This window comes from Brucella pseudogrignonensis (genome assembly GCF_002252525.1).
GTDB classification, from domain to species: domain Bacteria; phylum Pseudomonadota; class Alphaproteobacteria; order Rhizobiales; family Rhizobiaceae; genus Brucella; species Brucella pseudogrignonensis.
Genome location: NZ_NNRM01000053.1, coordinates 159383 through 174696, shown reverse-complemented (window position 1 = coordinate 174696; position 15314 = coordinate 159383). Strand labels below are relative to the sequence as shown.

Sequence of the window (15314 nt, the reverse complement as noted above, 5' to 3'; positions counted from 1 at the left end):
GCCATCATTGTTCGAAATTTGGGATAGTGTAACCAATACATGGGGACTATTCCAGATAATAGACAATGATAATATCTCAACATGGCAGTTTGCCGCTAGTGGTTTGATTCCGACATTTGCTCTTACGAGTTACAAAGGTCGAACAAATGTCAGAATCAAATGACCGCTAGTCACGAAAGCAAGAAAGATGTGCGAGAAATTTACGGTTGGAACAATGCAGGCTGGTGATGCCACCTGCACGGCACGCATTTATCGCGGTGCCAAGTTGCTTTCACCGCCACCAGTGGTTTTACACCTGCATGGGGGAGCGTTCTCAAACAGCTGTCTTGGTGCCTGCGAACGCGTTGCCGAAACACTTGCCGAGGCAGGTGCGGTGGTCGTGTCGCCTGAATATTCATCGGCCTGTCTCAACCCGTTTCCGGCGGCACTGGATGTGGCTTATTCGATAATGACCTCAATGCGCGCGCGTTGCCCGGAGTTTGCGCACAAGAAGTCGATGCTGTTCGTCGCCGGTGAAGAGGCGGGCGGTAATATTGCAGCCGGCGTGGCACTCATGGCGCGCGATCAGCATCTGGCAGACCTTAAGGGCCAGATATTGCTTTCGCCCATGCTTGATCCCTGCCTCGCCACGGCATCTTTCCGCAAATATTGTCCGGAAAGTGCCGTTCAGACGATTGCAGACGGCTGGCAGAACTATCTTGGCGAATGTGCAGGGTTCACCCACCCTTATGCCGCGCCCGCCCTTTGTACGCGGCTTGGTGGTTTGGTGCCAACTCTGCTCGTCACCAGTGCCCAATGTCCAATGCGTGACGAAACGCGGGCCTATGCAGAGCGTCTTCGTCAGGCCGGCGTCAAGGTTCAGTCGCATGTCCTGCCCGGACAAGCCGGCTGGATACCCGAGAACAATGTCACGCGCACGGACTGGACGCCGCAGGAAAAGACACTGATCGATCTGTTTTCGGATTTCTTCCGGCGAGCAGGTGCAAAGCAAATCGAAGCATAACGTCAGCTCGAACGGTCTCCCAACCTTTGGCCTGACGCTCAATATGAAGCCGGCCCCCACCGGTTAGGAGATACAACATGACATCGAACATTGCCCGCCGGGCCCTATGGGGCGCCGGCCTTAGTATCCTATTGTCTGCAGCAGGTGGTGGTGCCATTCTTTTCGGTATGCCGCACCTGAAAGCCGACGCCGCAACCGATGTATCTGCTCCACCACCCGCAGTTCCGGTTTCAGTTGCAGCAGCTGAACAGCGCGCCATCAACAGTTGGGAAGAATTCTCCGGTCGTTTGGAAGCCATTGACCGCGTTGAAATTCGTCCGCGTGTCGGCGGCGCAATCTTGAAAGCACATTTCCGCGAAGGTGCTTTGGTAAAGCAGGGCGATCTGCTCGTCACAATCGATCCGGAACCTTATGCCGCTGCCGTTGAAAAGGCCAGGGCACAGGTTTCAGCAGAAGAAGCGCGTGTAGCACTCGCCAAAGCTGAACTGGAACGCGGACGCCAGCTGGTGACAACCCGTACCATTGCACAAAGCGGCCTTGATCAGCGTTCAAGCGCCTTTGATGAAGCACAGGCAAGCCTTCGTTCTGCAAAGGCAGCACTACGCTCGTCTGAACTTGACCTCCAATATACCGAGGTACGCGCGCCTATCTCCGGTCGTGTCGGACGTCTGGAAGTAACGGCTGGTAATCTGGTTGCAGCAAGTTCAGCTTCACCGGTACTAACGACACTCGTATCGGTCGACCCGATCTATGCAAGCTTCAGCGCCAATGAAGAAGTTGTCACCAAAGCGCTTGCCAAGCTCGCGACTTCCCCCGGCGGCAATTCCATCGAGCGCATCCCCGTGCAGATAGGAACAGCGGCGGATAATGGCACACCGATTTCAGGACATATTCAGCTCATCAACAACGAGGTGGATGCCACGACAGGCACGATCCGTGTTCGTGCAGCCATCGATAATCCGGATGGAAGGCTCATTCCAGGACAGTTTGTCCGCATTCGCTTTGGCGAACCGGACCCTGATCAGAAGCTCGTGGTAAGTGATCGCGCAATTTCGTCGGATCAGGACAAGAAATTCGTCTTCGTAGTAGGTCCGGACAACAAGGTTGAATATCGGCAGGTGGTGCTTGGTCGCAACTATGACGGCCTGCGTATTGTCGAAAGCGGGTTGAAGCCCGGCGAAAACATCGTCGTCAACGGCCTGCAGCGTATTCGCCCAGGCGTAGTCGTTGCACCGCAGCCCGTAACCGAAACACTTGCCAAGAATTAATTGAAACGGCGCGTCTGTCGGCGCGCGCAAACGCAAAAAGCTCAGCCTATTCATCCCGCGAGAACACATGTTTTCGCGGGAACGGGAGAGTCTTTTGCTCATCCGCCTAAAGGGGGATAATAAGATGAATTTTTCACGCTTTTTCGTAGACCGACCGGTCTTCGCTGGCGTTTTGTCGGTTCTGATCTTTGTTGCCGGTCTGATCGGCATGACAGGTTTGCCGATCTCGGAATATCCGGAAGTCGTGCCACCACAGATCGTGGTGCGTGCACAATATCCGGGCGCCAATCCAGCCGTTATTTCAGAAACTGTCGCAACACCGCTTGAAGAGCAGATCAACGGTGTCGAAGGTATGCTCTATATGCAAAGCCAGGCGACCGCTGATGGTGTCATGACCCTGACCGTCACTTTCGCACTCGGCACAGATCCCGATCAGGCCCAGCAGCTGGTGCAAAACCGTATTTCGCAGGCCGAGCCACGCCTGCCGGAAGAAGTACGCACGCTCGGTGTCACGACAGCTAAGAGCTCGCCCGATCTTACGCTTGTTGTTCACCTGATATCGCCTGATGGCCGATATGACGTGAACTACTTGCGCAACTATGCTGTTCTCAACGTCAAGGATCGTATTGCTCGTATTCCAGGCGTCGGTCAGGTGCAGATTTTCGGCGGTGGCGACTATTCGATGCGCGTCTGGATTGATCCACAAAAGGCCGCTGAACGCGGACTTTCGGCCGGAGACATTGCCAACGCTATCCGCCAGCAGAACGTTCAGGCCGCAGCTGGTGTTATTGGCGCTTCCCCATCGGTTTCAGGTCTCGATCTGCAGCTTTCAGTTAATGCTCAGGGACGTCTCCAAACACCTGAAGACTTTGCCGATATCGTTGTGAAATCCGGCAGCCAGGGTGAAGTTACACGCCTTGGCGACGTTGCGCGCGTTGAAATGGGGGCAGCGGACTACTCGTTGCGCTCGCTGCTCGATAATAAATCAGCCGTCGGTATGGGTGTTTTTCAAGCGCCCGGTTCCAATGCCCTTGATATTTCCGCAAACGTCCATGCTGCCATGGCTGATCTGAAGAAAACCATGCCGGAAGGCGTGGACTTCGATATCGTCTATGACACAACGGCGTTTGTTAAAGCCTCTATCGAGTCAGTTATTCACACTCTGCTTGAAGCCATCGTTCTGGTGGTAATCGTGGTCATCATGTTCCTGCAGACATGGCGAGCCTCGATCATTCCTCTCGTAGCTGTTCCCGTGTCCATCGTCGGCACCTTTGCGGTGATGTATGTATTTGGCTTCTCCATCAATGCACTAAGCCTCTTCGGCCTCGTGCTTGCGATCGGCATCGTCGTCGATGATGCGATCGTGGTGGTGGAAAATGTCGAGCGCAATATTGAACAGGGCCTCTCTCCGATTGAGGCGACCTATCGCGCCATGCAGGAAGTGTCCGGCCCGATTATCGCCATTGCACTGGTGCTGGTGGCAGTTTTCGTACCGCTGGCCTTCATTACCGGCCTGACTGGCCAGTTTTATCGTCAGTTTGCGCTGACTATCGCCATATCGACCGTGATCTCGGCGTTTAACTCGTTGACACTGTCACCAGCGTTGGCAGCTTTGCTGCTGCGCGGCCACAATGCACCGAAAGACCGGCTGACCCGCGTTATGGACAAGCTGTTTGGCTGGTTCTTCCGTGGCTTTAATCGCTTCTTTGGTGCAAGTTCAAATGCCTATGGTCGCGGTGTTGGTGGTATTCTCACACGCAAGTCGCTTGTGATGGGCCTCTATGTCGTGTTGCTCGGCGTCACCTTCGTTCTGTTCCGTGCGGTGCCCGGCGGCTTCGTTCCGGCGCAGGACAAGCAATATCTGATCGGCTTTGCACAATTGCCGGATGCCGCGACACTCGACCGTTCGGAAGATGTTATCCGCCGGATGACGGACATTGCACTCAAGCAGCCTGGCGTCGCCAATGCTATCGCCTTCCCGGGCTTGTCGATCAATGGTTTCACCAACTCGTCGAACTCCGGCATTGTGTTTGTAACCTTGAAGCCGTTTGAAGAGCGCAAGACAGCTGAACTCTCTGCAAATGCTATTACCATGCAGCTCAACCAGCAGTTTGGATCCATTCAGGATGCCTTCATCGCCATGTTCCCACCCCCTCCCGTACAGGGACTGGGTACTACCGGCGGCTTCAAGCTTCAGCTGGAAGATCGCAATGGTTTAGGCTTCCGCGCGCTTGACGATGCAACCAAGGCATTTCTTGCCAAGGCGTATCAGACACCGGAACTGGCGGGGCTGTACTCGAGCTATCAGATCAACGTTCCGCAACTTTTCGCTGACATTGACCGCGTGAAGGCACGCCAGCTGGGCGTGGCCGTCACGGATGTTTTCGAAACTTTGCAAATCTATCTTGGTTCGCTTTACGTCAACGACTTCAATGCCTTTGGCCGCACTTACAGCGTGCGTATTCAGGCAGACGCGAATTATCGCAGCCATGCCGAAGATATCGGCAAGCTGAAGGTTCGTTCGCAGGCTGGCGAGATGATCCCATTGTCCGCCCTTCTTAAAGTTGAGCAGACCGTGGGGGCAGAGCGCGCAATCCGTTATAACGGCTTCCTTTCAGCCGACATCAACGGCAACCCGGCTCCCGGCTTTTCATCCGGTCAGGCGCAGGCTGCCATTGAGCGGATTGCGGAAGAGACCTTGCCTGCAGGCATTGCCTATGAATGGACCGACCTGACATATCAGCAAATTCTGGCTGGCAATTCGGGTTTCCTTGTCTTCCCGCTGGCGCTGCTGCTGGTGTATCTCGTGCTGGCTGCGCAGTATGAAAGTCTCACTCTGCCACTCTCGATCATCCTGATCGTACCAATGGGCATCATGGCCGCACTGATCGGCGTCTGGCTGACAGGAGGTGATAACAATGTCTTCACCCAAATTGGTTTGATCGTTCTGGTGGGGCTGTCCGCCAAGAATGCGATCCTGATCGTTGAGTTTGCCCGTGAGCTGGAACTATCTGGAAGAACGGCAGTTCAAGCAGCTATCGAGGCAAGCCGGCTGCGTCTGCGTCCGATCCTCATGACTTCGATGGCTTTCATCATGGGCGTCGTGCCGCTTGTCATATCGACAGGGGCTGGTGCGGAAATGCGCTCGGCAATGGGTATCGCAGTGTTTGCAGGAATGATCGGCGTGACGGCCTTCGGTATCTTCATGACGCCGGTGTTTTATGTACTGATCCGCAAATTGACCGGCGAACGTCCATTGAAACATGCTGGACCGAAAGTAGAAATACTGGATGCTCACTGAAGTCTAAAACATTAAGGCCGGAGGCAAAACCTCCGGCCTTTCTGCATATGAATGACTAATCGTGTAACCCAAAGCCTTTCTCAATGGCTTTCATTCGTTCACGCGCTCGGGCTTACGCAGCACAAGTTGAGCTTGAGCCATATGAACTTTCGGAATGAGAACGGCCTATCTTAAGTGTTTTCTCAAATGACATATCGTTCCACATTGGCGACTGGCGGGGGAATTATCGCCTTCGAAACTAATGCTGCAGAACTGGTTTGAACGCCTTCCCTGTTATAGGCGTCAGAATAACTTCATCAGAAGCGGTAGTTTACGCCTGCCTTTATGACATGGTCATGCACGTTCGTCTTGGTGGTACCATATGATGTCGTGCTCGAGACGTCCTTGGTTGTCACGTAGTTATACTCGATTTTTGCCGACAGACCGCCGCCAAATCCCTGTTCGATACCACCGCCCAGAAGATAACCAGATTTCCAGCCGTTAGGGCCGGTAACGTCATCGCCGTCTTTGAATTTCGTCATGGTCAAACCTGCTGTGCCGTAAACCAATGACCGATCAAACGAGAGACCAGCTTTGGCCTTCGCTGCACCACGAAACCGCTCTTTCAACCGGCCATGCGGTACACGCGCTTCATTTCCCATGTACGAACCTTCAAGTTCAGCACCAAGAACAGCAGGGCCAAACTGGAAATTGTAACCAGCCTGCACACCGCCGGTCATGCCCTTGCCGCCAGTAAACGGATTAATCTTCGGCGAAGCCAAACCACCATGAGCACCGATATATGCGCCGCCCCATGAAAATGCTGGCGGGGTTTCGTAATCGTAGGATCCTGAATTGTAGTTGAGATCAGCTGCATATGCGTTCGTTGCGAGCGCCAGGGCAGCGGTCGCGGTCGCAAGGGTTTTTGCGATAAAAGACATGTATAACTCCAGACGAAGCCAGCGCATCATTCATTGACGCTTACAAAGCTTCAGTTCGCGTTGGAGAGCCAGAATCAGGCTCCTATTGATCTCCCAACCCAATCAACAATGTGCGCTGACTAACTCAGAAGATGCTGGCATTCTCCTCGCGAGAGTTGCGTCTAGATTGCAGGAACATGCATTTCATAAAATTTATTTATTATTTTTATATATTTACACGTATTTCTTTAACTAAATAGTAAGCAATTATGCTTTGAAACATGAACCGCTCAATGCTGTTTCTTGTTTAGATCCGGGCCTGATCTCGCCGCGACTGAGTGAATCTGTAGACGCACGCAAAAGCCAGGCTTCAAATCAAAAAACATGACTTTTCCTCCGTGAATTTCTGCAGCCTTTTGGACAAGGTTCAATCCAAGTCCGGCACCCGATGAATGTGTATTAATGCGCCGAAATGGCTCAAACACATGCTCGCGCTCAGAAAGAGGAATACCAGAACCCTCATCACAAACATCGATAATGCCAGAAGCGCCGACTTTGATGACGATAGCCCCTTTACCGCCCGCATGGTCGATCGCATTGCGGATCAGATTAACGACTGCCATCTCGATAACCGAAGTCTGAACGGTGAAAATAGCTTCTTCGCTGCTCGGCTCGAAATCAAAATCATAACCGGCGTCGAGCGCCAGCGGTGCAAGATCAGCAGCCAGTCGCTGAACAAGCACATTCAAATCCTGGCGTTCAGCACGCAGTTCAACAACACCAATAGCCTGCATTTCAAGCAACTGATGTGCCACACGAGACAGACGATCAATATCGGATCGCAACTGCTTGCTTACATCATCATCGGCTAGAAGATCAGCTCGTGTGCGAGCTATGGCGATTGGTGTTCTAAGCTCGTGGGCAGCGTCTGCAAGAAAGCGGTTTCGGCGATTATAACCTTCATCAAGTTTCGAAAGCGCGGTGTTGAAGGCATCGACCAGCGGAATGATTTCCTGCGGAACCTTGGACCGGTCAATCCGTGCAGAACGGTTCTCAAAATTGATAGCCTGCGCTTGTTTCACAGTTTCCATGAGACCGCGAAGGGAGCGGCCAACAGCCCGTGGCGTCACGATCAATGTCGCAATGCTAGTCAGGATCAACATTGGCACGACAGCGATCAGGACGATGATACCCAGGCCCGGCAACACATTGGACCAATGGATTTCCCCATCAGGATATTTTGCGAGATCCACCTGCATGCTGATCCAAAGGCTGATCCCGTCGTTTTCAAACCCCTTTTCCGTGGCCGCTATCACTTGAAGTTTGCCAACGGAGGTATTGCGATTTTCTACTGTAGCACGCGTCGTATTGGCCGTTTGCACACGCGCACGGTCAATGGTCCACGGGAAGGTCGCATCAAGACCGGCCCACGGTATCTTTCCATATTGCAAGACAATCGCATTTTCATTTCTCACGATGAACCACAGATCAGGATACCGTTGTTTGAGCTGCGTAAACTGCGGCGTCTCTAATAACTGAACATGGCCCTGACCGTCTTTCATCACACTTTCGGCAACGACGCGCACTGCTTCTTCATTGGCATCTTCCAGCTCGGGGTTGATGATCCAAATCCATCCGACGAGCAAAATGACGAAAAGCACAAGTAAAAACGCCTGCAGTACGAACAGGCGTTTCATCAGACTCCATCGCAGCGATTGGCTACGCATCTTTTTCATGCTTTTGACCGGATCAAATAACCAATGTTTCGCACCGCCCTAATTTCAACGGTCGCTTCGGCTTGAGCCAGTTTCTTCCGAATACGGGAAATGTGAGCATCAAGAGCGTTTGATTCAATCTCATCATCAAGCGTGTAAACGGCTTCGACGAGGTTGGAACGGGTCACAATACGGTTTGGTCGCCGCATTAACGCTTCCAGTGCCAGATATTCTCGCCGCGGAAAATCAATAACCGCATCAAGCACAGTGACCTGATTGGTCCGAGGGTCAATGATAAGGTTTCCGAAACTCATAAACTTATCTGACAACGAAGTTCCCCGTCTTCTAAGTGCGCGCAGTCGTGCAAGCAGCTCTTCAATGGCAAAAGGCTTGGCAAGATAATCATCTGCACCTGCATCTAGCCCATCGACGCGGTGATCGACGCTTCCCAACGCAGTCAAAACAAGAATGGGTACGGAGAGCTTACTCTTGCGCAGCGCTGCGACCAGATTGAGCCCCTCTCCGTCAGGCAGACGACGGTCAAAAACCAGCACATCGTAATTGCCATCACGCGCCAGAGCATCGGCATCGGCAATGGTGCTGACATGATCAACCAGCACTTCATGTCGCCTCAACGCTTCAAGTAAAGCGCGCGCCATTTCAGGTTCATCTTCAAGAAGCAGGATACGCAATGATTTTCCCTCAGAGGCCAGTTCTTGCCCTCATTCCCCCAACTAGCCATCGAACATTGCGACTACATTGCAATTGGCATCCCTTACTATTTAGCACCTTGCAATAAGCTTTCCGAGCGGCATTGTTAAACAGTGGCTAAGGGCATCTCTGAACAACCAAAACGTGCAATGTACTTGCAATCTTGGCTCATATCGTTGCTGCCAATAGCAACCGATAGGAACAATAATGGCAATCAGATTATTTCCTGCCTCCCACTGGGGAATAGCCGCTCTTGGCACAGCTGTAATGCTGACAGGCTGTGCTTCGCAAATCATGAAAAACTATATTGGCGCACCCATCAGTAGCGTCATGCTCGATTACGGCCCTCCCGATAATATCTATAAGCTGAGCGCAAACGAGCAAGCCTATCAATGGAGTCGAACCAAAACGCAAGCCGTTGCTGGTGAATATAACGGAGAGGTACAAGAAACACGTCGCGGAGAACGTTATAAAGGAACTGAAACTCCCGGATATGTCGAACATACCGAGTGCTTCTACACCTTCTTTACCCGAAGATCAGGCCCCGATTGGTTGGTAACAAGTTTCCGACAACCATCGCTACAATGCGAATGATTTCAAAGTGTTGTTCGCGCATCCTGACGAAGACTGATAGTTTAAAAAACTAAGGCTTTCGACACATTATAGCATCGAAAGCCTGGTAATTATGGCAACGGCCTGATGCAGCTGCAAAAGCAAAACCCGATCAGTTCTTCTTCCACTGAACCTCTTCAATCGCGACTTTACCTGAACGCTTGTCGTAGAGGCAAATAACCGTCGTATCTTTGGGTTGCTTGCGATTGCGGGTCGATCCTTCACGCAAAAGCAAAGCTACTTTCCCAACGCTATCATCAAAGTCGACAGGCTCGGAAACAAATGGACTCACCATGGATGATTTCGCCATGCATGAACTGACAACTTTGGTATGAAGCGCCTCCCAAGCAGCCGGACTGGATGCATGAGCAGAGCCAACGCAAAAAGCAAACGCAGTAAGTGTAAATGCTACCGTCTTCATTGAGAGACCTTTCAAGCAGGATAGTTATTGCTTGCCGATCAGTATCGCACATTGAATAGGCTGTCGGCTCTAACATTTCTAACAATGAATAAGCCGCAAACAAGGCAATGGTTGCAGGAGGGCGCTCACCGCCCTTCTGCCGGTTAGACGAACTCAATCACGACTTAGCGCGAATTGATGGTCCAGAAATCCTGCCAATCCTGAAGCTTTGAATAGTCGCTTTCAGCGGTCTCAGAATGTGGAACATAGAGCTGGTCGATGACTTTCACGATGCCAGACACTTCGCTTTCTGGAATCTTGGCGCCCTTGTTCGACGAAATTTTTCCGTCTGCCAACTGCGGAGCCATGCCCTCTTCCGTCATCATGTAATGCACGAAGAGCTTCGATGCATTCGGGCTTTTCGTACCGGATGCGATAACGGCAACGCGTGGCGTCAGCTGTCCGGCCCAGGGCTTCATGCCTGCACAAATGCCCATCGTGTAGCCATTCTTCTTGGCATCACGGAAAATCGAGGTGCTGAGGAAGCCCATGAATGGCTTTTCCTGTCCCTTTGCACCAATGATCGGACCGACCTCCGTATCGCTCCGCGTAACGCTCGGGCGGTTCTTGGCGAAGCGCTTGACCCACTCAGCAGTCGCGCTTGCTTCATCGGTTTTCAGTGGCTCACCGAAGAACTCTTCATATGCCTTGCGCATGGCTTCATCATCATGCTCGGCAATCTGATTGAACCAGAACATGGTTTCGTTGCGCAGAAGCGGATCAGGGATAGCAATGCGGCCCTTCCATTCTTCCGTGGTCAATGCCCAGATATTGTCGATCGGGCACTTATCGCCATGGACATCTGAGTTATAAGCCCAAACCCATGGGTTAAGGCTGGTGATGGCCGGATTCTGATATTCCGCAGGCACCTGATCCTTGAGATCGACGGGAAGCCAGCTGAGACCTGCGCCCTGAACAATGATTTCCGACGTAACTGATGGCAGATTGCTCATGTTGAAGACGTCTGTGCGAACATTGTTCGCAGCAGCTTCACGCAGAATGACCTGTTCCTGATTCTGGCCGTTCATCTTCACGCCTGTAGCCTTCACACCGTATTTTGCGGTGAAAGCTTCAGCCATGGTGACGATCTTGCCAGTGGCGTCCACAACGGTAATGCCTGGCTCTTTCTTGGCCGCTTCAATCAGCGCTTCGAGCGAGTAATCCGCATCCTTGATGCCGATTTCAGCGACAGGCTCTGCGAAGGCAGCCGTGCTTGCCAGAAGTGCGGCGCTCAATGAAAGGGCCGCATATTTGCGAAGGGTTGAACTCATTATTTCCTCCAACGTTGATAATTATTGTTTGAAAGCGAAAGCATCGACGCGCATTTGATGCGCCGCTTTTTAGTGGCTGATGCGCTTGCCTTCTTTGTCGAACACATGGACGTGACTGCGGTCGACATGGAACCAGATTTCATCGCCAGCCTTCTGGGCTGGAGCATCTGCTGCGATTGCAAAAAACTGGTCGCCATGAACTGACATTTCGACGATCCAGCTACCGCCGGTGGGCACGATATCCATCACTTTGGCCACACATCCCTGCTCAACAGGCGTATCGTTGAGACGCACGGATTCCGGCCGGATACCGACGGAACCGATATCTCTTGCCGCAATGCTCTGCGCCTTGAGATAATCGCGTGCCCATGTCGCCAACGCGCCGTTATTGCTGTCATTTAGCTCGATGATATTGATCGGCAGATTGCCTATGAATTCAGCCACAAAGCGATTGGCCGGGCGCTCGTAGATGTCGTCAGGCGTGCCGAGCTGCTGCAACTCGCCTTCGCTCATCACCGCAATCGTGGTTGCCAAAGTCATGGCCTCCCACTGATCGTGGGTTACGAATACGACAGTCGAGCCCATTTCCTGATGAATACGCTTAAGCTCCGCGCGCATTTCGAGACGCAGTTTCGCATCGAGATTGGAAAGTGGTTCATCGAGCAGAATAATATCGGGCTTAAGCGCCAGCATACGCGCAAGCGCTACGCGCTGCTGCTGACCGCCAGACATCTGTGCTGGCAAACGGTCGCGATAACGCTCGATGCCAAGCTTCTGCAGAACGTCATCTATAATACGCTGACGCTCAGCCTTGGCGACCTTATGCAACTTCAAGCCGAACTCGACATTCTGTTCGACCGTCATATGTGGCCAAAGGGCATAGTTCTGGAACACCAGCCCCATGCCACGCTTTTCTGGTGGTACATAAATGCCGTCATCAACCGACACGATCTTCTGACCATCGACGAGGATCTGACCTTCGGTTGGATATTCAAGACCCGCAATCATGCGGAGCGTCGTCGTCTTGCCGCAGCCCGAAGGTCCAAGCAGGCAGAGAAACTCCGACTTTGGAATTTCGAGTGAAAGCTTTTCAACTGCGGCGCGGGCGGCTTTGCCGTAGCTCTTTCTGACATCGCGAATAGTAATGCTCGACATTATTTGCCTCCCAATCCGTCAGACAATTTGCTGTTGGTGAGTTTTTGAACGATGACCGTGCCGCCAAAGGCGATGACGCAGATCATCAAAACGACTGCATTTGCGGCCTGGCTATAGCTGTAATCGACGAGGCGCAATGCATAGGTGGTGAGAACATCCGTGCCCGGCACAGCCAGCACGACGACGAGGCTCAAGCCTTTGATGCCAGAGATAAACGGCAGCAGAATACCTGAAACCAGAGAGCCTTTCTGGATCGGCGCGACAATCGAAACCAGACGACGCCAGAAACCGGCACCGACGATCTGGGCCGCTTCTTCAGGCGCTTTGCCAAGTTGCATCATTGCAGAGATACCCGCACGCGATGCGAACGGCATCTGATCAGCAAGGATCGCTAGAACCAGCAGGATCGGCGTTCCGTAAAGGGCCGGAAGCGGACCACGCTGCACTGCAAACATCGTGAGATAGGCCGCAGCAAAGGCAATGCCCGGAACCAGATAAGGCAGGAATGTCACCTGACGCAGAAACGTGCCAACAAGCGAAACAGGCGTACGAGCCACGACATAGCCGACCAGAAGACCAAGCAGACCTGCACCCAATGCAGCCGAGCCGACGATCCACAACGTGTTCCAGGTCGCTTTCCAGAACTCGCCTGTCAGGAGGATGCCATTGCTCATTGCAGTGGTGTTAAGATCGGTGCCGATCCAGAAATCCAGCGTGAAATTATCCAGCGTGAAAACGCCCGGCACGCGCATAACCGTCGTCAGCAGAAGCGCCATCAGCGGAATGAACGCGCTGACAACGAACATGAGTGCGGCGAAGCTGAATGCAGGCACTCGGAAACGACCGAGGTCTGTCTCGCGGTTCATAGAACCCTTGTTGCCAATAGTGACGAAACGGCGCGCTTCCTTGAGCAGATACATATCGAGGAAGATTGAAATGCTACCAAGCACGACAATGGTTGCCGCAAGAACGGCACTCATGCCAGCCTGGCTGGTCGAAATTGCGCGGAAAAGAGACGTCGCCAGAACGTCAAAACCAACCGGCACACCAAGAATATACGCAACACCAAAGTCGCCGAGGCACTTGGCGAAAATCAGCGTTGAAGCCGACACTAGCGAGGGCAGCATCAAGGGAAGAATGATACGGCGCGCGATCAGCAATTTGCCTGCGCCCATGACACGGGCTGAATCTTCAAGCGTGGAATCAAACTGCCGCAACGCATTACCGAAAAGCAGGATCACGAATGGCGTATAGTGCATGGCCAGAATGAGCGTGATTGGCAACATGCCGTAAGCAAGCCAATCAGGTGGCGAGAAGCCCAAAGCTTCCATCCAGCTTGGCTGACCACCGGTGGTGCGGTTTTTAAACAGGGTCAGCCAAGCCAGTGCGAAGGTCCACGAAGGCAGCATGTAAGGAACGATCAACGCTGTCGAGAACCACTTCTTGCCCGGCAAATTTGTGCGGCTTAAAAGCCATGCCAGTGGAATGCCTGTGACAAGCGCAAAGGCAATCGAACCAAGTGCGATGATTGCTGTGTTCCAAAGCGGACGCCAGAACACATCGGTCGAAATCGCCGAGAAGAACGCACGGTTGAGATAATAAAAGGTCAATTCACCAATCTGCTGGCCCGAGCGCGCCCGATCAGCAAATTGGACAATCACTGCATCCGACAAAAGCAGCACGATTGGCGCTGCAATCAGATAGGCAAAAACGATTGCCAGCATAACCCCGATCAGTGTTGTGGGGTCTGCATTATAGACCTTATATTTGTAGGTTAGTTGCTTGTAAAAACTCATTATTTTATCCACTTTGAGCCGAAGAGACTCCGACCGAAACCCAATCGGGTTGCAGTTGACTGTGTTCTGGCTTGCTGCGGGAGCTGGCACTCAGAGAAATGCCATGCGAATTGATAGCTTGCTGTGAAGCGAATTATGGAGGCGGTGCGCCAGCCTTCTCGCTCACCTCGCGCACCACGGACCACGCGGCTGCATAATCTATGGGAATGAAGTGGTCGTCGCCCTGAAACTCGGCTCTCATTTCAGGCGTGAATGTGAAATTGAAGAAGCAGCGCTTCATCTCCGCCACGAGCGACGGCGCAAGATTGTGAGCATAGGCAAATGAAGAGGTCGGAAACAGATCGCTCTGATAAATCAGACGAACGGCATCACGCTTCACAAGCCCCCGCTCGATCATGCGTTCAAGCACATCGGAGGCAACCGCCGCCATATCGTAATCACCGGCGACAACACCGAGGATCGATTTATCGTGTCCGCCCGACATGATAGGCGCATAGTCCTGCCCCGGCGTGAGATCTTCTTTTGGAAAGAGAGCGCGTGGCGCGACATTGCCAGAATTTGAGAACAATGACGCATGGGCGACGCGATGCCCTTTAAGATCACCCAATTTTTCATAGGGCGATTCCGCGCGCACGACCGCCACCAGCCGATAGCCGCGCATCTGATCGCCAGTGCCTTTGGCGGCAAAAGGAACAGCACCTGCGCGATTGACCGCCTCAATTGTCGGCCCTGTCGAGAAGCCCGCAAAATGCAGACGTCCTGAACGCATCGCCTCAACTTCATCGGCACTGGACTGAATCGGATAATAAACGATCTGCCGTCCAAGGCAGGCCTCAAGATGCTGGGTGAACGGCTTGAAAAGCCGCGCATAAACCGCCGGATCTTCGATGGGCGAATAAGCCCATACGAGTGTTTGCGGATCACGCCACTGGGAAGCGTCTTTGGGAGTATCTGCGACAAGGTCGCGGTTCTCGTCGCAATAACGCTCATCCAGCGCACCGCGATAAGCGCAAGCCGCATCAGCGGCATTCGCATAAGCGATGCACAGCTGAAGCCCAAACAAGGTCATGCCGATACGACATGCCAACCCGCGCCAGAACATTTTTTCCTCCCTGGACACTTG

The 15314-nt window shown here is 52.8% G+C and carries 12 protein-coding genes; 4 read left to right on the top strand and 8 right to left on the bottom strand.

The annotated features are described in order from the left end of the window. The first annotated feature begins 187 nt into the window (after window positions 1-187). The 3 genes from CEV34_RS26095 to CEV34_RS26085 all read left to right on the top strand — a co-directional run bounded on the left by CEV34_RS26095 (window position 188) and on the right by CEV34_RS26085 (window position 5572). Window positions 188-1003 carry an alpha/beta hydrolase gene (locus CEV34_RS26095; RefSeq protein ID WP_039860613.1) on the top strand — a complete coding sequence of 272 codons (816 nt, stop codon included), beginning with the start codon at window positions 188-190 and terminating at the stop codon, window positions 1001-1003. Window positions 1004-1080: 77 nt separating this feature from the next. Beyond that, a complete protein-coding gene (locus CEV34_RS26090; protein ID WP_007878505.1) occupies window positions 1081-2271 on the top strand; it encodes an efflux RND transporter periplasmic adaptor subunit in 1191 nt (396 codons plus the stop codon). A 124-nt stretch (window positions 2272-2395) separates the two neighbouring features. After that, window positions 2396-5572, top strand: coding sequence for an efflux RND transporter permease subunit (locus tag CEV34_RS26085; protein ID WP_007878497.1), 3177 nt, complete (start codon window positions 2396-2398; stop codon window positions 5570-5572). Between the two features lie 296 nt (window positions 5573-5868). Here the strand turns inward: CEV34_RS26085 and CEV34_RS26080 are convergent, their stop codons facing one another. The 3 genes from CEV34_RS26080 to CEV34_RS26070 all read right to left on the bottom strand — a co-directional run bounded on the left by CEV34_RS26080 (window position 5869) and on the right by CEV34_RS26070 (window position 8878). Beyond that, complete coding sequence (locus tag CEV34_RS26080) at window positions 5869-6492, bottom strand: outer membrane protein (RefSeq protein WP_007878485.1); 624 nt, start codon at window positions 6490-6492, stop codon at window positions 5869-5871. 269 nt (window positions 6493-6761) lie between these two features. After that, window positions 6762-8168, bottom strand: coding sequence for a sensor histidine kinase (locus CEV34_RS26075; protein WP_007878484.1), 1407 nt, complete (start codon window positions 8166-8168; stop codon window positions 6762-6764). 35 nt (window positions 8169-8203) lie between these two features. After that, on the bottom strand, window positions 8204-8878 hold the full coding sequence (locus CEV34_RS26070) for a response regulator transcription factor (RefSeq protein WP_007878482.1): 675 nt from the start codon (window positions 8876-8878) through the stop codon (window positions 8204-8206). Between the two features lie 226 nt (window positions 8879-9104). Here CEV34_RS26070 and CEV34_RS26065 point away from each other — a divergent pair, with 226 nt between their 5' ends. After that, complete coding sequence (locus CEV34_RS26065) at window positions 9105-9491, top strand: hypothetical protein (RefSeq protein ID WP_083898658.1); 387 nt, start codon at window positions 9105-9107, stop codon at window positions 9489-9491. 130 nt (window positions 9492-9621) lie between these two features. Here the strand turns inward: CEV34_RS26065 and CEV34_RS26060 are convergent, their stop codons facing one another. The 5 genes from CEV34_RS26060 to phnD all read right to left on the bottom strand — a co-directional run bounded on the left by CEV34_RS26060 (window position 9622) and on the right by phnD (window position 15293). Beyond that, complete coding sequence (locus tag CEV34_RS26060; protein ID WP_007878476.1) at window positions 9622-9930, bottom strand: hypothetical protein; 309 nt, start codon at window positions 9928-9930, stop codon at window positions 9622-9624. Window positions 9931-10094: 164 nt separating this feature from the next. Further along, window positions 10095-11240, bottom strand: a complete 1146-nt coding sequence (locus CEV34_RS26055) for an ABC transporter substrate-binding protein (RefSeq protein ID WP_007878474.1) — start codon at window positions 11238-11240, stop codon at window positions 10095-10097. Between the two features lie 69 nt (window positions 11241-11309). Further along, complete coding sequence (locus CEV34_RS26050; protein ID WP_094544761.1) at window positions 11310-12395, bottom strand: ABC transporter ATP-binding protein; 1086 nt, start codon at window positions 12393-12395, stop codon at window positions 11310-11312. Beyond that, window positions 12395-14191, bottom strand: coding sequence for an ABC transporter permease (locus CEV34_RS26045; RefSeq protein WP_007878463.1), 1797 nt, complete (start codon window positions 14189-14191; stop codon window positions 12395-12397). Before CEV34_RS26045 ends, CEV34_RS26050 begins: the two co-directional genes overlap by 1 nt. Window positions 14192-14324: 133 nt before the next feature. Then, window positions 14325-15293 (bottom strand): phosphate/phosphite/phosphonate ABC transporter substrate-binding protein, encoded by a 969-nt coding sequence (phnD, locus tag CEV34_RS26040; protein ID WP_007878461.1) that lies wholly within the window; start codon window positions 15291-15293, stop codon window positions 14325-14327. Window positions 15294-15314: the final 21 nt, after the last annotated feature.